Below are 24,379 nucleotides of genomic sequence, written 5' to 3' on the forward strand. Positions count from 1 at the left end.
TCGCGAACGGGCGGCAAGCTCGATCGCTGTAGTTTGAAGTTTTCGGCCACACCGGTGACCGCAGAAAGAACAGTACGCCGAGGCGCGCGAGCCCCGCAAACTATTTAACGGCAGTTTCTGACATTGGCCGGAAGTTGCCGCCCGGTGGCCCGGAAGTCACCGGTCCGGCACGCTCCGGCGCCCGTCCCGCACGCTGCGAAATCGTTGCCTCTGTCATCTAAGTGCCACTCCGTCTGCTGGCGGCAGAAGCACCTTGACCATCGTGCGCCCCGGACGGCCAACCCTGCAACAGGTTTCAATTACCAGGGCGTACCTCGAGCTACGCCCTAGCGGGTGCAGATCACGATCACGGGCTCGCCGTACTTGGTCAGCTTGGTCCGGCCGATGCCCGGGATGCAGAGCAGCTCGCGCTCGTCGGTCGGCCGGGCCTCGGCGATCGCGGTCAGTGTGGCGTCGGTGAAGATCACGAACGCCGGGACGCTCTCCTCGGCCGCCCGCTCGGCGCGCCAGGCCAGCAGCGCGTCGTACAGCTGCTGGTCCATCGTCGACGGGCAGTCCTCGCAACGGCCGAGCTTGCGGGCGCCCGGGTCGAGCAGGCCGCGCCCACAGACCCGGCACTTCGGGATCGGCTTGTCCGTCCGCTCCCGGCCGGTCCGGCCCGCCGGCTGCCACTCCTGCGCGGCCGGGCGCGACGATCCGCGGATGCCGATCGGGTCGAGGAACCGGGTCGGCCCGCGCGTCCCGCGGCCACCGGGCGAGCGCGACGTCGACCAGCTGACGAACAGCTGCTGCTTGGCCCGCGTCACCCCGACGTAGAACAGCCGCCGTTCCTCTTCGACCTGGGACGGGGTCTGGGCGTAGCTGATCGGCAAGGTCCCCTCGTGGGCCCCGACGATGAACACGCACTCCCACTCCAGACCCTTGGCCGTGTGCAGCGTCGCCAGCGTGACGCCCTCGGCCAGCGGCGCGTGCTGGATCGTGGCCCGCCGGTCGAGCTCGTTCATCAGGTCGGCCAGCCCGGCCTCCGGGTGCGCCTTGGCGAAGTCGGCGGCCATCGTCACCAGCGCGCTCAGCGACTCCCAGCGGTCCCGGACCGCGCCCTTGCCGGCGGGCGGCTCCAGCGTCCAGCCGGCACCACCCAGGACGCCGCGGACGGTCTCCTGCAGGTCGTCGCCCGGGTCGCCGCCCTTGACCTGGCCGCGCAGCAGCATCGCCGCCTGCCGGATCTCGGGCCGCTCGAAGAACCGCTCGGCTCCCTTCAGTACGGCGGGGAGCTTGCGCTCGGCCAGCGCCTGCTCGAAGTTCTCCGACTGGGCGTTGGTCCGGAACAGGACAGCGATGTCGCGCAGCGCGACACCCTCCTCCTTCAGCCGCTGGACCGCGCGGGCGACGGCGTCCGCCTCGGCGACCTCGTCGGAGTACTCCCGGTACGTCGGCGCCGGCCCCGGCTCGAGCTGCGAGCGCAGCGTGACCCGGCCGGGCAGCCCGGCCGGACCGGCGGCGTCGAGAACCTTGTTCGCCACGTCGACGATCTGGGGGGTGGACCGGTAGTCGCGGACCAGCTTGATCACGTTCGCGGCCGGGTGCTTGGAGGCGAAGCGGACCAGGTTCTCCGGGTCGGCGCCGGCCCAGGAGTAGATGGTCTGCGCCGGGTCGCCGACCACGCAGACGTCGTCGCGGCCGCCGAGCCACAGGGTCAGCAGGCTCTGCTGGATCGGGCTGACGTCCTGGTACTCGTCGACGACGAAGGTCCGGTACTGCCGGCGGATCTCCGCCGCGACCCGCTCGTCCTCGGCCAGCAGGGCGACCGCGCAGAGCAGCACGTCCTCCAGGTCGATCCGGCCGCGCTCCAGCTTCACGTCCTCGTACGCCGCGAAGACGCGCGCGATCGTCGCCGGGTCGAACGCGGCCAGCGCGCGCCCGGACGTCGGCGCGATCCGGGCGTAGTCGTCGGGGCGGACGTTGCTGACCTTGGCCCACTCGACCTCACCGGCCAGGTCGCGCAGCGCCGGGGTGTCGACGCGGACCCGGCAGCGCCCGGCCGCCTCGGTGAGCAGCGGGAACTTGCGGTCGGCGATCGGCGGGAGCTCCGAGCCGTACACCTTCGGCCAGAAGAAGCGGGCCTGGCGCAGCGCGGCCGAGTGGAACGTCCGCGCCTGGACGCCGTCCGCGCCGAGCTGGGCGAGCCGGCCGCGCATCTCGCCGGCGGCGCGCTGGGTAAAGGTCACCGCGAGCACCCGGACCGGGTCGTAGGTGCCGGTCTTCACGCCGTACGCGATCCGGTGGGTGATCGCGCGGGTCTTGCCCGTGCCTGCTCCGGCCATCACGACGACCGGTCCGTGCAGGGCGGTGGCGACGGCACGCTGCTCGGGATCGAGGGCCTCGAGCAGCTCGTCGGCCGAGCGGCTCGCAACGGCTCGTGTGATGTCGCTCACGGGGTGAGACATGCGGGAACAGGACCCCTGACGCTGTGGTTCTCCGGTAGGACGGGGTCAACCCTAGACGGGCCGACGGACAAGTCGCCCACGACAGCGAAGGAGCGAGCTGCGATGGCGGCTTTCACGATGTACTCGACGCCTTGGTGCGGTTACTGCCACCGCCTGAAGGGCCAGCTGAAGCGGGCCGGCATCGAGTTCACCGAGGTCGACATCGAGCAGACGCCCGGCGCCGCCGAGCTGGTCGAGAAGATCAACAACGGCAACCAGACCGTCCCGACCGTGGTGTTCCCGGACGGGACGTCGATGACCAACCCGAGCCTCGCGCAGGTCGCGGAGAAGCTCGTCGCCTGAGTTACCAGCTGCCCGGGAGCTCTTCGCCGTACCAGCCTTCGATCAGGCGGCGCGAGATGGAGATGTTGCCGGGCAGTGCCAGGGTCTCGTCGGCGATCTGCGCGGCGAGGTCAGCGCGGCTGAACCAGCGCGCGTCGACGATCTCGTCGTCGTCGACCTCGATCGCGAAGCCGGTCGCCTTGGCGTAGTACCCGAGCATCAGGCTCTGCGGCATCGGCCAGGGCTGCGAACCGGCGTACTCGACGTCGTCGCCGATCACGACGCCGGTCTCCTCCAGCACCTCACGCCGTACGGCGGCCTCCAGCGACTCGCCCGGCTCGACGAACCCGGCCAAGGTCGAGTAGCGGCCCTCGGGCCAGTTGTCATTGCGGCCGAGCAGGGCGCGGTCCTGGTCGTCGGTGACGAGCACGATGATGGCGGGGTCGCTGCGCGGGAAGTGGTGCATGCCGCAGTCGGGGCACTCGAGGACGTGACCGGCGTTGGTGACGGCCGTGTGCCCGCCGCAGTTCGAGCAGTGGGTGGTGATCGCGTGCCAGTTGGCCAGGCCGACCAGGTTGACCGCGATCCCGGCCTCGCGGTCGTTCAGGACGGCGCCGAGCTCGCGCAGGCCGGCGTACGACTCCTCGGGGTCGCCGGGGACGATGACGCCGAAGACGGCGTGGCCTTCCGCCGTACGGCCGGCTCCGGCTTCGCGGTCGATGCCGAGGAAGATCCGCTGCCCCTCCGGCGCACCCGCGGGCGGCACGAAGCGCAGCGCCGTCCGGGACTCGTCGACGGCCAGCTTCTCGCCCGTCAGCAGCGCCACCTGCGTGTCCGGCGCGGCCCAGGCCTTGGCCAGCCACTCGTCGTCGCGTCTGCGGTCGGCAGCCCGGTCGAGCACGGAACGGGACAGCGCTAGAGAACCTGGAACGATCGAGTAGGCCACAGGTTCAAACTATCCCGGCCGCCAACCGTGAGAGCATCCCGGCATGAGTATTCACATCGCCGCCGAGAAGGGACAGATCGCTCCGCGGGTTCTGTTCCCCGGTGACCCGCTGCGGGCGCAGTGGATCGCCGAGACCTATCTGTCGGACGTGATCAAGTACAACGAGGTCCGGAACATGTTCGGCTTCACCGGCACCTACAAGGGCGAGCGCGTCTCCGTCCAGGGGTCCGGGATGGGTCAGGCCTCGGCCTCGATCTACGCCAACGAGCTGTTCGCCGAGTACGACGTCCAGACCCTGATCCGGGTCGGCACCTGCGGGGCGCTGACCGAGAAGGTGAAGATCCGCGACGTGATCGTCGCGATGTCGGCCAGCACGGACTCGCAGATGAACCGGCTGCGCTTCCACGGCATCGACTACGCGCCGACCGCCGACTACCAGCTGCTGCGCGCCGCGGCCGACGCCGCCGAGGCGGCCGGGCTGAACGTGCACGTCGGCCAGGTGTTCTCCGGCGACCTGTTCTACAACGACCGGCCGGACCTGGTCTCGCGGACCGCGGAGTACGGCGTACTGGGGATCGAGATGGAGGCCTCGGCGCTCTACACGCTCGCCGCGAAGTTCGGCCGCCGCGCGCTCGGCATCATGACCGTGTCCGACCACCTGATCACCAAGGAGGAGACGTCGGCCGAGGAGCGGCAGACCACCTTCTCCGAGATGATCACCATCGCGCTCGACGCCGCCGTCGAGGTGCCGGTCTGAACCGGTACGCCGTCACCTTGGTGAGCACTGCCCTGCTCATCGGTACCACGGCCTGCTCCAGTGACGACAAGAAGACGTCCGGTGAGGCTCCGGTCGCTGCGACCACCAACGCAGCAGCTAGTACTACCCCGTCCGACCTTCCCGCTGCCCAGGTCGTCGCCGGCCTGACCGGTGCGGGCTACAAGTGCGGCCGGGACGGCGACTACGCGATCTGTACGACCGGCCCGGTGGCCGTGTGGGTGCTGACCGGCAACCACAAGCGGCCGCCGGTGGTGTCGCTGCACTCGCTCGGCACCGCCGCGACGGCTACCGCCGCGATCGGCAAGGTGCTGCCGCAGGCGCTGGAGATCGCGCACGTCGTACCGGCTCAGAAGATCACCGAGTGGTTCGGTCAGCAGGCGGGCAAGACCACCGCCCAGCTGACCGAGGGTGACTGGCAGGTCGAGCTGTCCGTGGAGGTGGACACCGACGAACCGGGTGCGCACCTCTCGCTGATGGACCGGCTCTGCAAGGCCGACTGCGCGGCCGAGTAGCTCTGTGGGGTGCCACCTGGCTGGTGGCACCCCGTCGGTTTCAGGAGCTGCCGGACGCGGCGGCGCTGGACGACGCCACGACGATGCTGGCAGTGATGGCCGCCTGCATGTCCTGCACAGCACGCCGTACGGCGGCCGCGGCCCAGTCCGACTCGGCGATCTCCTTCGCCCGGCGCTTCAGGGCCTTCCGGTCGACCGCGTCGGTCACCACCTTCGGTACGACGTCCAGCGCGCTCAGCAGCGCGATCAGCGCACCGGTCCGCTCGTCCGGCTGGGTGCCGAGCTTCAGCACGTTCTCCAGCGACGCCCGGATCTCTCCCTCGTGCTGCGCGTCCTTGGCCGGCCAGCGGGTGACCGGGAACAGGCCCAGCACCTTGTTCTCCTCCGCCTGGAGGATGCCGCGCTCGGCGAGCCGCTGCAGGACCGGGTCGCGCAGCTTCTTGGACAGCTTGCCCATCACGTCCTTGGGCTTCTTGCCGGCCTTCTCGACCACCACGGCCAGCCGCTCGTCCAGCAGCGGGTCACCGGTCGGCGACGGGTCCAGCACCTTCAGCCGGCCCGGCTTGCCGTCGTCGGCCTCGGTGGTGATGTCCACCTTGCCCAGCAGCGTCAGCTCGACCACGACGGCTCCGGCCAGGGCGTAGTCCAGCCCGGGCGAGCCGGTGAGCGGCTTACCGGTCTCGTCGTCGTACAGGAGCAACAGCAGGTCCTCTGCGATCAACATGTCTCTCAACGTAGAACCTGCCGGCCTCACGCGACATCAGCCGCGCGGCGTACTTGGTGGATCCGCCTTCGGTAGTGGGGCCTGTGGATAACTTCTCCGCCACTTCGTCGCTTTCGGGCAACCTGTTGACGTGAGACACCAGCCATCCACCGCCTCCCACGACGGTCACTACGAGGTGATCGGAGGCCGCCTGCAGATCACCGCCCCCAACCACCCGCCCACCAGGCGGCGATCGTCGCCCTGATGATCAAACTCAAGTCCACCTGCCCATCCCACCTCCGCGTCGCCGTCGACTCCCTCGACTTCCGCCCGACGCCCCACCACACCTTCCACCCCGACCTCCTCATCTGCCCTGCCACCGACGCCGGCCCGGTCTCCACCCCACGCCTCTCGCTGGCCGTCGAGGTCCTCTCCCCCACCACCCGAGTCACCGACGTGGTCCACAAACGATCCCTGTACGAACGCTTCGGCGTCCCGTCGTACTGGCTCCTCGACCCCGACCGCCAGGAACTCACCGTCCTCGAACTGGTCGCCGGCCGCTACACCTGCCAGGCGGTGGTCCAGTACGACGAGTCCCACCACGCGGCATTGCCGTTCCCGGTGGACCTAAGCCCCGCCGAACTCCTCAGGTGAGCGAATGCTGGGCCTGATCGGGGCAGATCGCGGGGCATCACAGGGCAGTCCGCCGGATCACGGCTCGGCGGCCCGCCGAACCGTCCATGCTGGCCGCATGTCCACGAAGGAGGCACCATGGAAACCGTGCAGACACTGGAACCCGGCGAGTTCACCCTGGCCGACCTCGACGCCCTCCCCGACGACGGGATGCGCTACGAACTGGTCGACGGCCAACTGCTCGTGACCCCTGCACCACGCCCGAACCATCAGCGTGCGGTCCTCCAGCTCGCGTTCCAGCTCAAAGCCGCGTGCCCGGACCGGCTGGAGGTCTTCGTTGCCCCCTTCACCTATCGACCGACTCCTTTGCGATCGCTGCAGCCCGACGTCCTGGTGTGCCGCTCGGAGGACGTCGGCGAGCGAGGCATCGAGTTCCGTCCCCTGCTCCTCGCGGTCGAGATCTTGTCGCCCAGCACCCGAATGACCGACCTGATCCTGAAACGCGCCCTGTACGAAGATGCAGGCGTCGAATCGTACTGGCTGTTCGACCCCGCAGCCGAGGAACTGACCGTCCTGGAGATGACCAACGGCGGGTACGTCGAGCGCGCTGTTGTAGCAGGTGACGAGGTGTTCGCGGCCGAACTGCCGTTCGCCGTGTCGATCGCCCCCAGCGATCTGGTCAAGCCGGTCAACGGGACCTGACCGGGGCAGCGCGGGGCAGATCGTGGGGCACCCAAGGGCAGTCCGCCGGATCACGGCGCGGCGGCCCGGCGATCCGGCCATGCTGGTCGCATGTCCACGAAGGAGCCACCATGGGAAGCGCGCAGACGCTTGAGCCGGGCGGGTTCACGCTGGCGGACCTCGACGCCCTCCCCGACGACGGGATGCGCTACGAACTGGTCGACGGCCAACTGCTCGTGACGCCTGCACAACTCGCGATCCACCAGCGGGTCGCCGGTCAGCTCTTCCTCCGGCTGCAGCCGGCTTGCCCGGAGGGGCTCGAGGTCTTCTTCGCACCGTTCGACTTCCGGCCCAGCCGGCACCGTTCGCTGCAACCCGCCCTGCTCGTCTGCCGCTCCGGTGACGTCGGACCCCGCGGAGTCGAGTTCTGTCCGTTGCTGCTGGCAGTCGAGATCCTCTCCCCCAGCACCCGGATGACCGACCTGCTGCTCAAGCGCGCCCTGTACGAGGAGTCCGGAGTCTCCTCGTACTGGATCGTCGATCCGGAGGCCGAGACCCTGACGGTGCTCGAGCTGGTCGACGGCAACTACGTCGAGCGGGTTGTCGCCAAGGGCAACGAAACGTTCGAGGCGGAGCTTCCGTTCGCCGTGCGTATCGTCCCGGGCGAGTTGGTGCGGCCGGTCAACGGCGGCTGATCGCCCGGCCCGGAAGCCGCACGCACGCGACGCTCGACGGCTCGACCCAGCAGCCGGGTGCGACGGGCCTGCCTCCAGCGCCGCGGTGGTCGCGTGCGCGAGATCGCGGCTCTGGTTCACCGAGCGGACCGCTAGGCCGGCATGCGGGGTGGACCCGGCGCGCACGTCGAGGACCACGCGGCAGCGGACACACCTTTCAAGTACCGACCACCAATCGGGGGCCGGTACTCGGCGTTCGCGCTGAGCGGGGCATCTCGGGGCAGATGGGGATCTGGCCTGCTGGGGAAGGGGCCGGCGGGTGAGCGTTGGTGCATGAGCGACGGTTGCGTGGGTGGGTTCGTTCCTGCGGGTGATGGGTTCTCGGTAGCTGAACTGGGGAAGCTGCCGGGGCGTTTGGTGTGCGAGTTGGTGGATGGGGTTCTGGTGGCGGCGCCGCATGGTGGGGCGGCGCAGCAGGCGGTCGTGCTGGAACTGGGATTTCTCCTGCGCCGGAACAGCCCGGCGCAGTTTCAGGTGATGGTCGGTCCGGTGGAGTACCAGCTGGGCGAGCGGACCTTGTTGCAGCCGGATGCTCTGGTGTGCCACGGCGGGAGCCTGCCGCGCGGGCCGGTCAGAGGGGCGGTGCAGTTGGTGGTCGAGGTTGTGTCGGAGGTGACGCGGACGATCGACCAGGTGTTGAAGAGGACGCTGTACGAACGCGCGGGCGTACCGGCGTACTGGTTGTTCGATCCGGTGGCTCAGGAGCTGACCGTCCTGGAACTTGCTGGAGGCAAGTACGTGGAAGCGGCAGTGGTGAAGGGCGAAGACCCCTACAAAACCACTATCCCGTTCCCCGTCCGTGTCACTCCGTCGAAGCTGCTCCCAGAGCCCGGTGGGTGAGGTGCTCAGTTGTTGAGGAGCTCGATCAAGGCTTCTCGGGTGGGCAGGTTGTCGGGGCGGACCACATCCCCGGTGCGGACGTAGTAGAAGGCGGCGCCTACCTGGTGGAGGGGGAGGCCGACGAGTTCGGCCCAGGCGACTCGGTAGATGGCCAGTTGGAGGGGGTCGGCGGTTTCGGAGCGGCTGGTTTTCCAGTCGATGACGTCGTAGCCGCGGGAGCCGTCAGGGCGGACGGACTGGTAGACGGCGTCGATGCGGCCGCGGACGACTCGGCCGCCGATGGACAGGGCGAAGGGGGCTTCGATCTCGTACGGGGCGCGTTCGCCGTACGGGCCTACGCGGAAGGCGTCCATCAGTTCGGTGAGGTCGGTGTCGTCGACGATGCCCTCGTCGGCGGCGCCGGGGAGGTCGTCGGGGTCGATCAGGAACTGCTGGCCGAAGTAGCTCTCGACCCAGGCGTGGAAGCGGGTGCCGAAGCGGGCGGCGCGGTTGGGTTTGCGGGGCATTGGTCGGGCCAGCTCCGAGGCCAGGGCGTCGGGGTCCTTGGCGAGGCGCATGACCTGGGTCGCCGACAAAGCGCGCGGCAGCTCGACGTCGTACGCCTTGCGGCTGCGGCTCTCGCGCGCTTCGGTCAGCAGGCGCTCGAGCTCGGAGTCCCAGCGGGCGACGGTCGCCTGCTCGTCCAGGAACAGCGACTCCTCGGCGTCGACAGACGGCCCCTCGGCGCGCGACAGCTGGACCAGCGCCGCGCCCTCGAGCCGACGCTCGTACGCCGGCAAGTCGTACGGCGCAGGCCAGGCGGCCTGGGTCTGCTCGGCGAGCTCCGGGTTCTCCTCGCTCAACTCCGGCTGCGGAGCCCAGGCGACCACCCGCTCCCCGGCATGCTTCTTCAGCACCTCCAAGTACGCCGACGGGCCGCGCGGGCGCTTCTGCGTCGGGCCCCACCAGTGCCCGGTCGCGATCAGCACCTCCTTCGCGCGGGTGAACGCGACGTACCCGAGCCGGCGTTCCTCCAGCGCGTTGACCTGCTTGCACTCGTCGGCGAACGCCTTCAGCCCGGCGTTCGACAAGTCGTGGAAATCGGGCAGCGTGTCAGCGTCACCGCGCAGCGGCCAGGGCAGCACCTTCGCGTTGGTCGTCCACTTGTCCCGCCCGCGATCGGACGGGAACACCTTGTTCACCAGGGTCGGCACGAACACGACCGGCCACTCCAGTCCCTTCGACCGGTGCGTGGTGAGCAGCTTCACCGAGTCGGCCTCACTCGGTACGGCGAGGTCGAGGCCGGCGGCGTACTCCTCCTCGGCCGCCAGGTACGCCAGCAACCCGTCCAGCGAGCCGTCCGACTCGGTCGACACGAAGTTGCCCACGGCATCCAAGAACGCGGCGAGGTGGTCGCGCCGGCCGGAGTCGACGTGGTCCGGGGTCGCGGTCAGTTCGACGTCGAGCCCGATCGTGCTGATCACGCGGCGGACCAGGTCGAGCAACGGCTCCCCCGCGTGCGCGCGCAGTTCGCGCAGCTCGGCCGACAGCTCGGTGAACCGTTCGAGAGCCTCCGCGGAGTAACCCCAGGCAGCAGGCCCCGGATCGTCGACGGCCTCGGCGAGCGAGATCACCTCGGTCGAGTCCATCCCCGCGACGGCCGCGTCGAGCGCGGCGACCAGGTCGTCGGCGGCCGGGCGGTCGCCGCCGTCGGCCAGCCTGCGCGAACGGTTCGCCAGCAGGGCGAGGTCGCGGTGCCCGATCCGGAACCGCGGCCCGGTCAGGATCCGCAGCATCGCGGCGTTCGCGGTCAGGTCGTTGACGGCCTGCAGCGTGGCGACGACATCGACCACCTCGGGCAGCGCGAGCAGACCGCCGAGCCCGACGACCTCGACCGGCACCTTGCGCGCGATCAGCGCCTCGTGCACGGCGGACAAGTCGACGTTGGTCCGCATCAGGATGCCGATGTCCTTCCACTTCCGGTGCGGCAGCTTGTGCGCGGCGACGATCGAGTCGGCGATCCACTCGATCTCCTGCGAACGCGTCTCGAACAGCCCGACGGTGATCGCGCCCTCCGGTGCCCCCTCCGGCGCCTCCAGCGGGATGACGCCCGGGTGCTGCTCGTACAGCTCGGTGGCGTGCTCGTTCGCCGCGGCGAGGATGCGGCTGCCACAGCGACGGTTCACGCTCAGCACGTACCGGCGGGCGGGCGACCCGTCAGCCTGCCGGAAATGCGAAGGGAACTCGTCGAGGTTCGCGACCGAGGCGCCGCGCCAGCCGTAGATCGCCTGGCACGGGTCGCCCACGGCGGTCACGGGATGCCCGCGACCCGAGACAGGATCCGCGCCGGCGAACAAGGCCGTCAGCATCCGCCGCTGCGACACCGAGGTGTCCTGGTACTCGTCGAGCAGGACCACCTTGTACCGGCTGCGTTCGATCGCCGGGACCTCCGGGCACTCCTCCGCGAGCCGCGCACCGAGCGCCATCTGGTCGGCGAAGTCGACGACACCGCGCTCGACCTTGTACGCCTGGTACTCCTCGACCAGTTGCAGGATCTCGCCACGCTTCAACGCGGTCTCGCCGAGCTTCTTCACGTCGACGGTCTGCTTGCGCGCGGCCGCGACCTCCTGCCGGACGGCCTCGTCGTGGTCGCGGATCTCGTCGGCGCTCAGCAGGTGGTCGGCGAGCTCGCCGTCGAGCGAGAGCAGGCTGTTGACCAGCGTCGGGACGTGGTGCGACGCGTGCCGGATCGGACCGGCCGAGCGCCGTACGACGCGACCGGCGAGCTGGAAGCGCGTTGCGTCGGCCAGCACCCGGACGTCGGGTTCGAGACCGAGCCGCAGGCCGTGCTCGGAGATCAGCGTTCCGGCGAAGGCGTGGTACGTCGAGACGACCGGTTCGCCGGGCTCCTCGGGTTCCCAGTTCGGCACGTTCTTGCGCAGGTGCGCGGCGAGCACCGGATGCTGGTCGCGCGGCAGCGTCGACCCGAGCACACCGGCCTTGGTCAGGTCCTCGCGGATCCGGACGTCGAGCTCGTTGGCCGCCTTCTTGGTGAAGGTCAGCCCGAGCACCTCCTCCGGCTTCACCTGCCCGGTGCAGATCAGCCACACCACCCGCGCGGCCATCGCCGTCGTCTTGCCGGATCCTGCACCCGCGACGATGACCCCCGGAGCCAAAGGCGCGGTGATGGCCTCCAACTGCTGGTCGCTGAAGGGAATCCCCAGCAGTTCAACAAGGTCAGCCGTGGTTTCCAGTTTGGCCGCCATCAGACGATCTCCCTCCCCTCAGGCTGGATCGGACACAAACCCCGTACGTCGCACCGCGTGCACCCGTCGTTCCGCTTGGCCGTGAACTCCTCCGAGCGCACCATCGCCTCCGCGTTCTCCACCGCGTCGTCCAGCCAAGTCCGGCCGTCGTCGTCGGGCTCCAGCGGCGCCTGGCCCTGGACCTTCGGCAGCCCGATGTCGTCGTGCCTCAGCTGCACCAGCTCGGCACCACCACTCTCAGCATCCTCACCGAGCAGCTTCAACTGCCGCGAAGCGATCGCGCGCTGGTAGATCGCCAGCTGCACGTGCCGCTCCAGCGCCGGCTTGGTCGGCACCGTGCGCCCGGTCTTCAGGTCGATGACCCGGATCTTGCCGTCGCCGTCCTGCTCGATCCGGTCCATCCGGCCCTTCACCTGGACGCCGGGCTTCTCCTCGTCCGGCAGCAGCACGCTGAAGTCGACCTCGGAACCCACCAACCGCCGATCCGGCCGTCCCTGGTGCCAGGCGACGAACCGCCGCAGCGCCTGCTCGGCCTCGACGCGCTCCCGGTCCGAGATCCACGACGACTCGAACTCCAGCTGCGTCCACACCTTGTCGAGCCATCCGTTCAGCTCGTCGGCGTCCGGCGGCAGCGTCCCGGTCGCGACCGCGTCGGCCAGCGTGTGCAGCACCATGCCGAACCCGATCGCCGACGTACTCGGCGTCTCGCCGCCGGCCTTCCGCTGCAGGAACCAGCGCAGCGGGCAGTCCACGATCGTCGTCAGCGCACTCCCGGACAGCGGCACCGGCTCGTCCTCGACCGCGATCGGCACCTCCGACCGAGTGCGCTCGCGCACCCCCCACCAACGCTCCGGCTCAGCCGCCGGGACCAACGAGTACCCCCGCTCGTCCACCGCATCAGCCAAAGAAGCCAGCCGATCCGCCGCGACCCGCTTCAACGCCGGCGACGACGCCGGATCCGCCAGCACGCAGCGCAGATCCGCGACCAGCCCCGGCAACGACAACGGCCGCCGCGGCCGGCCCGCGACCAGCTTCAAAGGAATGTCCAGCTCGGCCAGCAACCGCGACGGCTGATCGCCGTCGGCCTCCGGCGCCTGCACCGCCGTCACGATCAGCCGCTCCCGCGCCCGCGTGATCGCGACGTAGAACAGCCGTCTCTCCTCGGCCAGGATCGCGCCCGCGGACAGCGGCTCGACCAGTCCGTCCGGCCCGAGCCGGTCCGGCTCCAGCAGAGATCCCCGCCGCCGCAGGTCGGGCCACTGCCCTTCCTGCACGCTCGCGACGACGACGAGCCGCCACTGCAGCCCCTTCGACCGGTGCGCGGTCATCAGCTGTACGCCGGTTTCGCGGTACGTCGCGTCGTACCGGTTGTCGCCGGCGATGTCCAGGTTCTCCAGCTCGTTCAGGAACGCCGAGACACCCTTGAACCCGATCTGCTCCTCGGCCCGCCCGGCCGCGTCGAACAGCGCACACAGCGAGTCGAGGTCCCGGTTCGCCGAACGGGCCACCTCGCCGCCGCTGTTCGCCTGGCCGCGCAGGCGGCGCAGCCACGGCGACTCCGACCACAGCGACCACATCACCTCGTCCGGCGCGGCGCCGGCGTTCACGATGTTCCTTGCCTTGAGCAACCTCTCGCCGAGCGCCACGAACCGCGCCTCGGCCGGGGACGCCTGCTCGTCCAGCAGCAACGGGTCGAGCATCGCCTCGCGCAGCAGCTCGTCCGACGACCGCGGCAGCCGCTGACCGCCCGCGACCTCACGGTCCCGCTTCCGCAGGACGCGCGCCAGCCGCCGCAGCTGCCCGGCGTCCATCGCCCCCAACGGCGACAACGCCAGGGCCCGCACGACGTCGACCGTCAGCGTCGCCGGATCCGCAACGGCCCGCAGCGCCAGCAGCATCGGCCGTACGGCGGGCTCGCGCGACAGCGGCAGCTCGTCACCGGCCACGTCGACCGGAATCCCCGCGGCCGCCAGCGCGCGCCGCAGCGGCGGGATCGAGATGCTGCCGGACCGGACCAGCACAGCCATCTCGTGCCAGCCGACGCCATCCTGCACATGCGCCCGGCGCAGCAGGTCCGCGATGTGCTCCAGCTCGGCACCGCTGGTCGAGTACAGATTGGCCTCGACCTTGCCCGGGCCGAACACACAGCCGCTCGCATCCGGGTTGCGGAACCGGTCGAAGGTGTCGCGGTCCAAGGTCCCCGGAACCCCCAGCCGGTTCACCACGTTGCGCGAGACGCGCAGCAGCGTCGTACCGAATCTGCGCGTCGTCGCCAGCGCGATCTGGGCCGCGGGCTCACCGGTGGCCGTCGGGAACTCCTCGGTGAACCGGAGCAGCCCGCGGACGTCGGCGCCGCGGAACGTGTAGATCGACTGGTCCGGGTCGCCGACCGCGACCAGGTCGCGGCCGTCGCCGGCGATCGCCTGCAGCAGCTTGGTCTGACCGGGATCGGTGTCCTGGTACTCGTCGACGAAGACGACCTTGAACTCCTCGCGCAGCTTGGCCTGGACCTGCGGCTGCTGGGCCAGGATCACCGCGCGGTGGATCAGCTCGGAGTAGTCCAGCACCTGCTCGTGGTCGAGGATCTGCAGGTACTCCTCGAAGAAGTCGCCGACCGCGACCCACTCCGGCCGGCTCGCCGACTGGCCGATCGCGGACAGGTCCTCGGGGTCGAGCCCGAGCTGGCGCGCCTTGCCGATCACCGCCTGCACCTCGTCGGTGAAGCCGCGCGTCTTCAGCGCCGGGTGCAAACTCGACGGCCAGTGCACCACGCCGACCTCGCGGCTCCCGCCGAGCACCTCGCTCAACCGCAGCGACTGCTCCGGGCCCGACGGCAGCCGCAGCGGTACGTCGAACGCGTCGGCCGGGGTGAACCGCCGGAGCAACGCGTAGCAGAACGAGTGGAACGTCATCGACGGCATCACGCGCGTCGTCTTGCCCAGCCGCCCGGTGATCCGGTCCCGCAGCTCGGTCGCGGCCTTGCGCCCGAACGTCAGCACCAGCACCTGGTCGGGGCTCAGCCCGCGGTTCGCGACGCGATCGACGACAGCCTCGACCAGCGTCGTCGTCTTGCCCGTGCCCGGCCCGGCCAGGACGAGCAGCGGCCCACCCGGGTGATCGACGACCGACTGCTGGTCAGCGTCCAGAACCGGCGCAGGGGAAGGCCCTTCCGCTCGCCCTGCCGGCTTCACGAGCCGATACCGGGACCCTGTTCTGCTGACCACTCCCCCATCCCATCAGACGCCACCGACAAACCCCGCGACCCACCCCGCCGTACGACGGAAGCAGCCGCATTGCGGACGTCCTCACAGTTCGTCGAGCACGGCGCGCAGCTCGACCAGCCGGCGGTCGTCGGCCGGCAGCAGCGCGAAGGCCCGGTCGCCGAGCTCCCGGGCATCGGCCACGCGCCCGGCGCGGGCGGCGACCCTCGTACGGACGGCAAGGGCCGCCACTGTCGCGGACGGATCGAGGTAGGCCTGGAGACGGTCCAGAGCCTCTCCCGCGTAGAAGTCCGCGGCCGTGTCGTCGTCCTGACGCTCGTGGAGTTCCGCGAGATTGCACAGTCCGAGGACTTCCTTGTGCCAGTCCTGATCCGCACGGGCGAAGGCGATCGCCGTCGCGATCGGGTCCCGGGCGAGCTCGTGGTTTCCCAGTGACACGTGGATCCCACCGAGGGTGAAGGGCAGCGCGGCGGCGCTGAACGGCAAGGGCTCGTCCGGTGAGCGTGGCCGGCCTGCTCCGGCAGCGATCGCACCGGTGATCTCGGTCAGCGCGGTGTCCAGCCGCCCCGCGCGCCAGTGCAACGCCGCGAGGTTCCCGGTGAAGGCCACCTCGGCCCCCACATCGCCATGCTCCCGGGCGATCTCTATCGCCCGGCGTACGCACTGCTCGGACTCCTCGGCCATCCCCATCCAGTGGTGCGCACCGGCAAGGGTGTTCCACGCCAGGTAGCGCGGCCGCGGGTCGCCCAGCCGTTCGGCCGCCTCCACACCGATCCGAGCGGTCTCCACCGCCAGCTCGCGCAGGTAGGCGACGTCGAGCAGCCGACGCAACCGCCAGGCGATCCGCCAGCCGTGGGAGTCGTCCCCGGCCTCCACCGCTGCCAGCATCCAGGGCACGAACGAGGACTGCTCGGCCAGGACCCACTGCACGGCATCGCGCTGCCGGTCGAACGTGAGCGAGTGCTCGGACCGGGCGAGGAACGAGCGGCTCGCATCAGACCCGAGCAGGACTTGGGCGTTCTGCAGCGAGTGCAGCAGCCAGTCCAGTGCCCGCTCCAGTGCGGCCCTGCGCTCGTCGCCGGAGTCGTGCTGAAGTGTCAGCTCCGCCGCGTAGACCCGCAGGAGGTCGTGCAGCCGGTAGTGCCCAGGCCGGACCACGCTCAGCAGGTTGGCGGCGACCAAGCGGTCCAGGTGACGCGTGGTGGTTCGCCGGTCCAGGTCGGCGAGTGCGGCGGCTGCCTGCGTACGGATGGTGGTGGCCGGGTGCAGCCCGAGCAGGCGGAACAGACGGGCGGCGTCAGAGGCCAGTGCCTGGTACGACCAGGACAGGACTCGGCGGAGGTCCGAGTGGTCGTCGTCGGGAACGGCCAGTACGTCGAGCGTGTGCTCCTGCAGCGCGCCGACCAGGTCGGCGAAGGGACTTCCGCTCGTTCGGCGGGCCGACTCGGCCGCGACCGCGAGAGCAAGCGGAAGGCCCGCGCAGATGGAGGTGAGCTCCTGCACCGCCTCGGGCTCCGCGGCCACCCGTTCGGCGCCCACTGCCGCAGCGAGCAGACTGACCGCATCGGCCGGCGGCAGGGGCTCGAGCGTGATCCGCTCCGCGCCCAGCCGGGCCGCCAGGGACCGCAACTGGTTGCGACTGGTGATCAGGACGAGGCAGCCGGACGCCGGGATCAGATCACTGACCTGCTCGGCGTTGCGGGCGTTGTCGAGCAGCAGGAGCAGACGCTTGTCGGCAGTCACCGTACGGAACAAGGCCGCACGTCCTGCCTGGTCGGTGGGGATACCGTTCGCCGGTACGCCGAGCGCCTGGAGGAACCCGTGCAGGACAGCCGCTGGGGGCACCGGCTCGTCGGCAGCGAAGCCCCGGAGGTCGGCGAAGAGTTGGCCATCGGGACAGCGGTCCCGGACCTGGTGAGCCCAGTGGACGGCCAGACCGGTCTTGCCTGCTCCGCCCGGACCCGTGAGGGTGATGATCGTCGGCTGGTCGGCAGGTGCGTTGCCCAGCAGCTTCATGAGTTGCAGCTGCTCGTTCGCCCGGCCGGTGAACTGCCGCAGGTCAGCCGGCAGCTGACGCGGCACACCCGGGACGGCGTTCTCCTCGAAGCCGTCGGAGGGACCGGACGAGTCGGCCTCCAGCAGACGGGCGAACTCCTGCTGCAGCGCGGGCGACGGGTCGACACCCAGCTCCGCCGCGACCGTGCTCCGGATCTGCTCGTAGCACTCGAGTGCCTCGGCAGGCCGGCCGCTCGAGCGCAGTACGGCGATCCGCCGTTGCCACAGCGACTCGCGGAGCGGGTGCCGCGCGGTCAGGCCTTGCAGTACGGCGGGCAGGCCGTCGTACCGGCCGTCGGCGAGGTCGAGGTCGAGGCGCTGCTCGACGGCGGACAAGTAGAGCTCGGTGAGCCGGGAGGCCTCACCGGTCGCCAGCCAGTCCGACGGCGAGCCGGCGAACGGGAGGTCTCGCCACAGGTCGATCGCGGTGGTCAGCAGGACGCGCTGGCCAGCCGGATCGGACTCCCTGCCCGCTTCACCCAGTACGGCGGCCAGCTGGAGCGCGTCGACCTGCGCCGGAGCCACGGTGAGCGAGTACCCGGCCGGGCTGGTCCGGAGTGCGTCCTCGCCCAGGTGCTTGCGGAGGCGGGTCGCGTACGTGTGCAGCGTTGCCTTGACCGACTGCGGCAGCCGCTCACCCCACAGGCGGTCGGCCAGCACCTCGAACGGGACCGGCCGGTTCGCCGACAGCGCGAGCAGGCTGGTCAGCGCGACCAGCTGCCGACCGGGCAGCGTCACCGGCACACCGTCCCGCAGGACCTCGAAGGGCCCCAGCAGACGGATCTCCAGCACGCAGCGCCCCTCTCGACGCCTCCGACTTTAGCGTTGGGAGCGTCAGTCGCACAGCGCTGAAACGTGGGTCCGGCCGAGCCAGGCCGTGGAGCGGTCGAGAGGCCAGCGGCGGTTGAGGATGAGCAGCTCGGCTGGGTGCCGCCGACGCCGCTGTACTTGCTCAAGATGGCCCGCGCGTAAAGCCGCGGCCTAGTCCTCCGGGTCCCAGCGGACCTGCCGCAGGTCGACCTTGCCGTTGGTGACGCGGACGCCGTCGCCACGCAGCAACTCGATCTGATGGTCGACGACCTCGTCGGCCGGTACGCCGCTGGCCCGGATGACCCGCCACCACGGCACGCCGCCGCCGTACTCGCGCATGATCGCGCCGACCTGCCGGGGACCGCCCTGGCCGACGTACTGGGCGATGTCGCCGTACGTCGCCACGCTGCCGGGCGGGATCGACTCGACCGCTTGCAGCACCGCCTCGACGTACTCCTCGCGATCCACGGGCGACACGGTATCGCCCGGGACCGACAGTTTCAGGCCAGTGGTGCCAGCGCCTTCGCGAGCGGCTCGAGGACCGACGGGGAGGAGTCGACCGGGAGGTTCATCACGACCAGGTCGACACCGGCCTCGCCGTACGCCGCGGCGAGGGCGACGGCGTCGTCGAGCGGTTTGTCCGGGTCGATCCGGACGTTGACCGAGCAGGTGATCTCGCCGACGTCGCGGCCGAGCTTGTCGCAGTGGTCGACGAGCACCTGCTTGAGCGGCGTCCACTCCTCCGGGCCCGCCACGATCACGTTCCACTGCTGGGCCCAGCGCGCGACCGCGCGCAGCGTCCGCTTCGGGCCCTTGCCTCCGATGGTGATCGGCGGGTGCGGGGTCTGGACGGCCTTCGGCTCGCAGTACGCGTCGGTGAGTTTCACGTACCGGCCGTCGTAGTTCGCGACCTTCTCGGTGAGCAGCGCGACCATCGCCTCGACGCCCTCGTCGAACCGGTCGAAGCGCTCCTTCAACGGCGGCAGGTCGATCCCGTACGCCGCGGTCTCCATCTCGTTCCAGCCCGCGCCGACGCCGAGCTCGAGGCGGCCGCCGGAGATGATGTCGGTGGTCGCGGCCATGTTCGCCAGGACGGCCGGGTGCCGGTAGATCATGCCGGTGACCTGGCAGCCGACGCGGATCCGGCTGGTCGCCTGGGCCAGCGCGGCCAGCGTCGTCCAGCCCTCCAGGTTCGGGCCGGCCATGTCCCCGGTCAGCGGGTAGAAGTGGTCCCAGTGCCAGGCCGACTCGAAGATCTCGAACTGGTCCGCGGCCACCCACACGTCCCGCATCTGCTGCCACGTGGTGTGTTCGGGCCGGGTCTTGATCGCAAACCGCATCGCACGCCTCCGCTGGGGTCAGGGTCTACCTGCCCAGCAACCTACCCCGCCGCCTACGGGCAGTCTCAGATCAGCGGTTCACCGCCGTCGACGTGCAGCGTCGTTCCGGTCAGGAACGTACTGGTCATCGCGAACAGGACCGCGGCCGCGATGTCGTCGATCGTGCCGATCCGCCGGACCGGGTTGCGGCTGGTGAGGTCGGCGAAGTAGTCCGCCTTGCCCTGCTCGCCGAACGCGTCCCACGCCCCGGTGTCGATCACGCCCGGCGAGACGGCGTTGACGCGGAGCGGGCCGAGCTCCAGCGCGAGCGAACGGGCCAGCACCTCGACCGAACCGTTGGTGATCGCGACGCCGAGCGTCCCGACCGCGATCTTGGCCGCGGCGACGCCGGAGAACAGCGTGATCGACCCGCCCGGGCTCATCCGCGGCGCCAGGTGCTTGGCGAGCATCAGCGGGCCGATCACCTTGGTGTCGAACGACAGCCGGAGCGCGTCGCGGTCGAGGTCCGCCAGCTTCCCGCGGGCCCGGGCCGAGGCCGTCGAGACCACGTGGTCGACCGTCCCGAGCCGTTCGGCGAGCGCGGCGATCGACGCCTCGTCGGTCAGGTCGACCTGCTCGGTGCCGATCGCCGGCTGCCCGTCGTACGCCGCTTTCAGCGCCTCCTGGTCGCGGCCGGCGGCCGTGACCAGCGCGCCGGCGTCCCGGGCGGCCTCCACGACGGCGCGCGCGATGCCGCCGCCCCGGCCGACCACGAGCACGGACCTGTCCTTCAACGATGCGGTCACGACAGCTTCTTTCCGCTGGGAGGGATGTCCCTTCCATGCTGCGCTTCCGGCCGTCGTTCGGCGCTGACGATTCCCTGACGGGGTGGGCTTTCAGACCCGGAAGACGAAGGCCAGGGCGATGCCGATGACGGCCAGGACCTCGACGACGCCGAAGCCGATCCAGGCGATCGACTGGAGGGTCTCGCGGGCCTCGGGCTGGCGGGCGGTGCCGTTGATCACGGCGGAGAACATCATCCCGACCCCGATCGCGGAGCCGATCGCGGCCAGGCCGTAGCCGAGCACGGCGATGTTGCCGGTGACTTCGAGCGCGAACATCAGAGGACCTCCCGGTCATCGTCATATACATTTGTCTATGACAAGCGTATACGACAAATGTGTACGCCGACGACCTAGGATGCGGATCGTGGGAAACCGGGAGAAGTTGCTGGCGACGGCCAAACGCCTGATCGCGGAGCAGGGGTACGGGGACATCACCGCGCGGGACCTGGTGAACGGGTCCGGGACGAACCTCGCCTCGATCGGGTACCACTTCGGGTCCAAGGAGGGGCTGCTCACCGAGGCGGTGCTCGACTCGTTCGCCGCGGACGAGCAGGCGGAGCTGCTCGGCGAGCTGAGCGGGCGGAGCCCGGCGGCCCGGCTCGCGGAGGTGCTCGACGTCCTGGGTCAGCTGTTCGGGGAGGACCCGCGGCGGACCACCGCGAGCATCGAGGCGTTCGCGCGCTCGCCGCACTCGCCGGAGATCAAGGAGCGGCTCGCGACGGTGTACCAGCAGTCGCGGCGCGGAGTGGCGGCGGCGGTGCTGGGCAAGCAGCCGGACGAGGTGGACGACGCGACGGCACAGCGCGTCGGCTCGCTGGCGCTGGCGCTGATCGACGGCGTGGCGCTGCAGGCGCTGGTCGATCCGGAGCACGCGCCGACCGGAGCGGACGTCGTCGCCGCGCTCCGGCTGCTGGTGAAGTAGTCCCGCCCCGGGCGGCTAGTCCAGCCCGAGGCGGGCGCGGACCTCCGGGCGGCGCAGCGGTGGGACCGTCTGCGGCGGCACCCGGCGGGCCGGCATCTCCTCGAGCAGCGCCTCGGTGATGCGGGCGACCTCGGCGGCGGCGCGCTCGATCGGTTCGCGGGTGGTGGCGCTGAGCGAACCGACGCCGGTCACCTTACGGACGTACTGGAGGGCCGCCGCGTAGATCTCCTCGGAGGTCGCGGACGGCTCCAGGCCTCTCAGGACAGTGATGTTTCGGCACATGCTCCGACGGTACGCGGAGCCGGGGACAACCGGCGGCGTCGCGGTTACAGTTTTGAGATGGAGCTGGTGCTGTTCGTCTTGGGCGGCGGAGGGGTCGCCGCGGCCGGGCGGTACGCCTGGGCCCGGCGGATGGCCAAGCGCCGGCAGGCCGCCGAGCTGGCCGACGTACGGCGGCTCGCCGACGAGGACGTCACCCAGTACGGCGAACAGCTGGCCCGGCTGGGCGACGTACTCGCCGGGCGCGAGCTGGATGCGGCGGCACGCGCGGACTACCAGACCTCCCTCGACTTGTACGAGCAGGCGAAGCGCGCGGTCCCCCGGCTGGACGACCTCGACGCGGTCAGCGGTGTGACCGCCGCCCTGGCGGACGGGCGGTACGCGATCGCCTGCGTCCAGGCCCGAGTCACCGGCCGCCCGATCCCCGAGCGCCGCGTCTCCTGCTACTTCAACGCCCAGCACGGCCCGTCGACCACCGACGTGGTCTGGACTCCCGCGAACGGCGGCACCCGCAAGGTCGCCGCGTGCGCCCAGGACGCCGCCCGGATCGCCGCCGGCGACGAGCCCGACAAGCACTACCCCAAGGACCGCGACTTCCAGTTCGCCTTCTGGGAACCCTACGACCCGGACCAGCCGTTCAGGTTCGGCTTCTGGGACATCGCCGGCGCCCGCGCGGTCAAGATCCACCTCCGGCTGGAGCCGATCGCAATGACCGGCCGCGGCCGCAGGGATCCCACCATCGTCCGGCGCGACCGCAACTGCTGACCCCGCAACGGCGATCCGGCGAGCGTCCGGCGCGACCGCACCGCTGGCCCTGCGACGGCCGCGGGGATCCGCCGCGACTGACCCCGCAACGGCCTCAGACTGACTCGATGGGACTCCCCGACGGGCTCGTCGCGCGCGCCCCGCGGCTGACCGACGCGGCCGCGATCTTCGAGCTGCTCGCGGCCTCCAACACCCGTCTGACCGGCTCGCCCGACGCCACGCTCGCCGGTGTCGCGGCGGGACTGACCGCGCCGGGGTTCCAGCGCGAGACCGACGGCTGGCTGATCGTCGACGACGCCGACCGTGCGGTGAACTTCGGCGCGGTCGTCCTCGGCCGGCACGCCGACCTGATGATCTGCGGCCCCGACTCCCCCGGCGCGGACTGGCTGCTCGACAGCGCGATCACGCGGGTCACCCGCGGCACCAGGCTGGAGATCGCCGTCCTCCGCCAGAACGAGCCGCTGCGCGCGCTGATCACCTCCCGCGGGTTCGTCCGCGGCACCAGCTACTTCCAGATGCGCGTCGACCACACCGCGCCGATCGCCGGACCAGAGCCGCCGGCCGGGGTCGCGCTCACCAGCCCGTACGACGAGGAGACGCGCCGCGCGGCGTACGGCGTACTGGCCGACGGTTTCGCCGATCAGGCGGCGGACGCGATGCCGCCGTACGACGAATGGCCCGGGTCAGGAGTCACGCTGGCCACCCTCGACGGGCGCCCGGTCGCGGCGATCGTCACCGAGAACACCTACGCCGAAACCGACCACTGCGGCTACGTAGCCCGCCTGGCCGTCCTCCCCGAAGCCCGCGGCCGCGGACTGGGTCGCTTCTTCCTCCAGCACACCTTCGCCACCGACGCCGCAGCCGGCTTGACCGGCACGATGCTCGACGTCGACAGCAACAACCCGACCCCGGCCCTCGGCCTCTACGAGTCGGTCGGCCTCCGTACCACCCGCGTCTCCGACGACTGGAGCCTCGTCGTCGAGTGAGCCGTACCGCGGGGAGGTCCTGCACCGGATCAGCGAAGCCCCCGCCGGACCGGAGTACGGCGGGGGCTTGCTCGGGCGATGACTCAGTACGACGGCTGGGACGGGTCGATCTGGTCGACCCAGGCGACCACGCCGCCGCCGACGTGCACGGCGTCGGAGAAGCCGGCGCCCTTGGCGATCGCGAGGACCTCGGCCGAGCGCACGCCGGACTTGCAGTGGAAGACCAGCTGCTTGTCCTGCGGGAGCTTCTCCAGGGCGACACCAGTCAGGAACTGGTCCTTCGGGATCAGCACCGAGCCGGGGATCTTGTTGATCTCGTACTCGTTCGGCTCGCGGACGTCGACCAGGACGAAGTCCTTCTCGCCGTTGTCCTTGAGCTTGATCCACTCGTTCAGCTGCTTGACCGAGATGGTCGCGCCGGCGGCGGCGTCGGCCGCCTCCTCGGTGATCGCGCCGCAGAAGTTCTCGTAGTCGATCAGCCCGGTGACGGTCGGGTTCTCGCCGCAGATCGCGCAGTTCGGGTCCTTGCGGACCTTCAGGGCGCGCCAGTTCAGGTCGAGGGCCTCGTAGATGTTCAGCCGGCCCAGCGACGGGTCGCCGATCCCGGTGAGCAGCTTGATCGCCTCGGTCACCTGAGCGGCACCGACCGACGCGCAGAGCACGCCCAGGACGCCGCCCTCGGCGCAGGACGGGACCATGCCCGGCGGCGGCGGCTCGGGGTAGAGGCAGCGGTAGCAGGGACCGTTCTCGGCCCAGAACACGCTGACCTGGCCGTCGAAGCGGTAGATCGAGCCCCAGACGTACGGCTTGCCGAGCAGCACCGCGGCGTCGTTCACCAGGTACCGGGTGGCGAAGTTGTCAGTGCCGTCGACGATCAGGTCGTACTGCTCGAAGATCTCGAACACGTTGTCGTTGTCGAGCCGGGTCTCGTGCAGGACGACGTTCGTGTACGGGTTGGCCTCGAGGATCGAGTCCTTGGCCGACTGCGCCTTGGACCGGCCGACGTCGGACTGGCCGTGGATGATCTGGCGCTGCAGGTTGGACTCGTCGACGGTGTCGAACTCGACGATGCCCAGAGTGCCGACGCCGGCCGCGGCCAGGTACAGCAGCGCGGGACTGCCGAGCCCGCCGGCGCCGATGACCAGCACCTTGGAGTTCTTCAGCCGCTTCTGACCGGCCATCCCGACCTCGGGGATGATCAGGTGCCGCGAGTACCGGCGGACCTCGTCGATGGTCAGCTCGTCGGCCGGTTCGACCAGCGGTGGCAGTGACACGGGCGCTCCTCGTCAGCGGGAATATCGGGGGGATTCCGGGTTCAACCGTCCTTCCCTCTCCCA

Annotated in this window: 22 protein-coding genes; 10 read left to right on the forward strand and 12 right to left on the reverse strand. The window is 70.5% G+C overall.

The genetic code is table 11. The features are described 5' to 3' along the window. Positions 1–326: 326 nt before the first annotated feature. A complete protein-coding gene (locus HDA39_RS19685; RefSeq protein ID WP_184797054.1) occupies positions 327–2,447 on the reverse strand; it encodes an ATP-dependent DNA helicase UvrD2 in 2,121 nt (706 codons plus the stop codon). Between the two features lie 102 nt (positions 2,448–2,549). Between HDA39_RS19685 and HDA39_RS19690 the strand changes: the two genes are divergently transcribed. Continuing rightward, positions 2,550–2,789 (forward strand): mycoredoxin, encoded by a 240-nt coding sequence (locus HDA39_RS19690; RefSeq protein ID WP_184797056.1) that lies wholly within the window; start codon positions 2,550–2,552, stop codon positions 2,787–2,789. Position 2,790: 1 nt separating this feature from the next. On the opposite strand, the gene nudC is transcribed toward HDA39_RS19690, so the two are convergent. Next, a complete protein-coding gene (gene nudC / locus HDA39_RS19695) occupies positions 2,791–3,714 on the reverse strand; it encodes an NAD(+) diphosphatase (RefSeq protein WP_184797058.1) in 924 nt (307 codons plus the stop codon). Between the two features lie 43 nt (positions 3,715–3,757). On the opposite strand from nudC, the gene deoD reads away from it, so the two are divergent. Next, positions 3,758–4,471, forward strand: a complete 714-nt coding sequence (gene deoD, locus HDA39_RS19700; protein WP_184797060.1) for a purine-nucleoside phosphorylase — start codon at positions 3,758–3,760, stop codon at positions 4,469–4,471. Positions 4,472–4,491: 20 nt separating this feature from the next. Then, entirely contained in the window at positions 4,492–5,004 is a 513-nt protein-coding gene (locus HDA39_RS19705) for a hypothetical protein (protein ID WP_184797062.1), read from the forward strand. Between the two features lie 40 nt (positions 5,005–5,044). Here HDA39_RS19705 and HDA39_RS19710 read toward each other — a convergent pair whose 3' ends face one another. Further along, a complete protein-coding gene (locus HDA39_RS19710; protein WP_184797064.1) occupies positions 5,045–5,728 on the reverse strand; it encodes a GOLPH3/VPS74 family protein in 684 nt (227 codons plus the stop codon). 243 nt (positions 5,729–5,971) lie between these two features. Here HDA39_RS19710 and HDA39_RS19715 point away from each other — a divergent pair, with 243 nt between their 5' ends. The 4 genes from HDA39_RS19715 to HDA39_RS19730 all read left to right on the forward strand — a co-directional run bounded on the left by HDA39_RS19715 (position 5,972) and on the right by HDA39_RS19730 (position 8,595). Beyond that, a complete protein-coding gene (locus HDA39_RS19715; RefSeq protein WP_184797066.1) occupies positions 5,972–6,361 on the forward strand; it encodes a Uma2 family endonuclease in 390 nt (129 codons plus the stop codon). Positions 6,362–6,478: 117 nt separating this feature from the next. Beyond that, a complete protein-coding gene (locus tag HDA39_RS19720; RefSeq protein ID WP_184797068.1) occupies positions 6,479–7,042 on the forward strand; it encodes a Uma2 family endonuclease in 564 nt (187 codons plus the stop codon). A gap of 110 nt (positions 7,043–7,152) precedes the next feature. Next, positions 7,153–7,716, forward strand: a complete 564-nt coding sequence (locus tag HDA39_RS19725) for a Uma2 family endonuclease (protein ID WP_184797070.1) — start codon at positions 7,153–7,155, stop codon at positions 7,714–7,716. A 327-nt stretch (positions 7,717–8,043) separates the two neighbouring features. Further along, complete coding sequence (locus HDA39_RS19730; RefSeq protein ID WP_184797072.1) at positions 8,044–8,595, forward strand: Uma2 family endonuclease; 552 nt, start codon at positions 8,044–8,046, stop codon at positions 8,593–8,595. A 5-nt stretch (positions 8,596–8,600) separates the two neighbouring features. Here HDA39_RS19730 and HDA39_RS19735 read toward each other — a convergent pair whose 3' ends face one another. From HDA39_RS19735 to atpE, 7 genes are all read right to left on the reverse strand, one after another. After that, positions 8,601–11,840: an ATP-dependent DNA helicase gene (locus HDA39_RS19735; protein WP_184797074.1), complete on the reverse strand. Its 3,240-nt coding sequence runs from the start codon at positions 11,838–11,840 to the stop codon at positions 8,601–8,603. Continuing rightward, positions 11,840–15,031 (reverse strand): ATP-dependent helicase, encoded by a 3,192-nt coding sequence (locus HDA39_RS19740; protein WP_337925805.1) that lies wholly within the window; start codon positions 15,029–15,031, stop codon positions 11,840–11,842. Before HDA39_RS19740 ends, HDA39_RS19735 begins: the two co-directional genes overlap by 1 nt. 114 nt (positions 15,032–15,145) lie before the next feature. Continuing rightward, positions 15,146–17,908 (reverse strand): BTAD domain-containing putative transcriptional regulator, encoded by a 2,763-nt coding sequence (locus HDA39_RS19745; RefSeq protein WP_184797078.1) that lies wholly within the window; start codon positions 17,906–17,908, stop codon positions 15,146–15,148. Positions 17,909–18,097: 189 nt separating this feature from the next. After that, positions 18,098–18,394 carry an MGMT family protein gene (locus HDA39_RS19750; RefSeq protein WP_184797081.1) on the reverse strand — a complete coding sequence of 99 codons (297 nt, stop codon included), beginning with the start codon at positions 18,392–18,394 and terminating at the stop codon, positions 18,098–18,100. A 32-nt stretch (positions 18,395–18,426) separates the two neighbouring features. Beyond that, positions 18,427–19,266 (reverse strand): TIGR03560 family F420-dependent LLM class oxidoreductase, encoded by an 840-nt coding sequence (locus tag HDA39_RS19755; protein ID WP_184797083.1) that lies wholly within the window; start codon positions 19,264–19,266, stop codon positions 18,427–18,429. A gap of 65 nt (positions 19,267–19,331) precedes the next feature. Then, positions 19,332–20,051, reverse strand: a complete 720-nt coding sequence (locus tag HDA39_RS19760; protein WP_184797085.1) for an SDR family oxidoreductase — start codon at positions 20,049–20,051, stop codon at positions 19,332–19,334. A gap of 90 nt (positions 20,052–20,141) precedes the next feature. Next, positions 20,142–20,366: an ATP synthase F0 subunit C gene (atpE, locus tag HDA39_RS19765; protein ID WP_184797087.1), complete on the reverse strand. Its 225-nt coding sequence runs from the start codon at positions 20,364–20,366 to the stop codon at positions 20,142–20,144. Positions 20,367–20,454: 88 nt separating this feature from the next. Here atpE and HDA39_RS19770 point away from each other — a divergent pair, with 88 nt between their 5' ends. Further along, positions 20,455–21,012 carry a TetR family transcriptional regulator C-terminal domain-containing protein gene (locus HDA39_RS19770; RefSeq protein ID WP_184797089.1) on the forward strand — a complete coding sequence of 186 codons (558 nt, stop codon included), beginning with the start codon at positions 20,455–20,457 and terminating at the stop codon, positions 21,010–21,012. Positions 21,013–21,027: 15 nt separating this feature from the next. On the opposite strand, the gene HDA39_RS19775 is transcribed toward HDA39_RS19770, so the two are convergent. Further along, the gene (locus HDA39_RS19775) at positions 21,028–21,294 is read right to left on the reverse strand and encodes a DUF2277 domain-containing protein (protein WP_184797091.1); all 267 of its coding nucleotides are present in this window, start codon (positions 21,292–21,294) and stop codon (positions 21,028–21,030) included. 57 nt (positions 21,295–21,351) lie between these two features. Here HDA39_RS19775 and HDA39_RS19780 point away from each other — a divergent pair, with 57 nt between their 5' ends. Beyond that, the gene (locus HDA39_RS19780; RefSeq protein ID WP_184797094.1) at positions 21,352–22,056 is read left to right on the forward strand and encodes a hypothetical protein; all 705 of its coding nucleotides are present in this window, start codon (positions 21,352–21,354) and stop codon (positions 22,054–22,056) included. A gap of 107 nt (positions 22,057–22,163) precedes the next feature. After that, positions 22,164–23,042, forward strand: a complete 879-nt coding sequence (locus tag HDA39_RS19785) for a GNAT family N-acetyltransferase (protein ID WP_184797111.1) — start codon at positions 22,164–22,166, stop codon at positions 23,040–23,042. An 83-nt stretch (positions 23,043–23,125) separates the two neighbouring features. On the opposite strand, the gene moeZ is transcribed toward HDA39_RS19785, so the two are convergent. After that, on the reverse strand, positions 23,126–24,316 hold the full coding sequence (gene moeZ, locus HDA39_RS19790; RefSeq protein WP_184797113.1) for an adenylyltransferase/sulfurtransferase MoeZ: 1,191 nt from the start codon (positions 24,314–24,316) through the stop codon (positions 23,126–23,128). Between the last annotated feature and the right edge of the window lie 63 nt (positions 24,317–24,379).

This window comes from Kribbella italica (assembly GCF_014205135.1).
Taxonomy (GTDB): domain Bacteria; phylum Actinomycetota; class Actinomycetes; order Propionibacteriales; family Kribbellaceae; genus Kribbella; species Kribbella italica.

Coding starts and splice junctions, on each gene's coding strand:
- HDA39_RS19710 (WP_184797064.1), bottom strand. CDS start 5,728: ATGTTGATCGCAGAGGACCTGCTGTTGCTCCTGTACGACGACGAGACC.
- HDA39_RS19725 (WP_184797070.1), top strand. CDS start 7,153: ATGGGAAGCGCGCAGACGCTTGAGCCGGGCGGGTTCACGCTGGCGGAC.
- HDA39_RS19785 (WP_184797111.1), top strand. CDS start 22,164: ATGGGACTCCCCGACGGGCTCGTCGCGCGCGCCCCGCGGCTGACCGAC.
- HDA39_RS19735 (WP_184797074.1), bottom strand. CDS start 11,840: ATGGCGGCCAAACTGGAAACCACGGCTGACCTTGTTGAACTGCTGGGG.
- deoD (WP_184797060.1), top strand. CDS start 3,758: ATGAGTATTCACATCGCCGCCGAGAAGGGACAGATCGCTCCGCGGGTT.
- HDA39_RS19755 (WP_184797083.1), bottom strand. CDS start 19,266: ATGCGGTTTGCGATCAAGACCCGGCCCGAACACACCACGTGGCAGCAG.
- HDA39_RS19690 (WP_184797056.1), top strand. CDS start 2,550: ATGGCGGCTTTCACGATGTACTCGACGCCTTGGTGCGGTTACTGCCAC.
- HDA39_RS19685 (WP_184797054.1), bottom strand. CDS start 2,447: ATGTCTCACCCCGTGAGCGACATCACACGAGCCGTTGCGAGCCGCTCG.
- atpE (WP_184797087.1), bottom strand. CDS start 20,366: ATGTTCGCGCTCGAAGTCACCGGCAACATCGCCGTGCTCGGCTACGGC.
- HDA39_RS19720 (WP_184797068.1), top strand. CDS start 6,479: ATGGAAACCGTGCAGACACTGGAACCCGGCGAGTTCACCCTGGCCGAC.
- HDA39_RS19780 (WP_184797094.1), top strand. CDS start 21,352: ATGGAGCTGGTGCTGTTCGTCTTGGGCGGCGGAGGGGTCGCCGCGGCC.
- HDA39_RS19775 (WP_184797091.1), bottom strand. CDS start 21,294: ATGTGCCGAAACATCACTGTCCTGAGAGGCCTGGAGCCGTCCGCGACC.
- HDA39_RS19715 (WP_184797066.1), top strand. CDS start 5,972: ATGATCAAACTCAAGTCCACCTGCCCATCCCACCTCCGCGTCGCCGTC.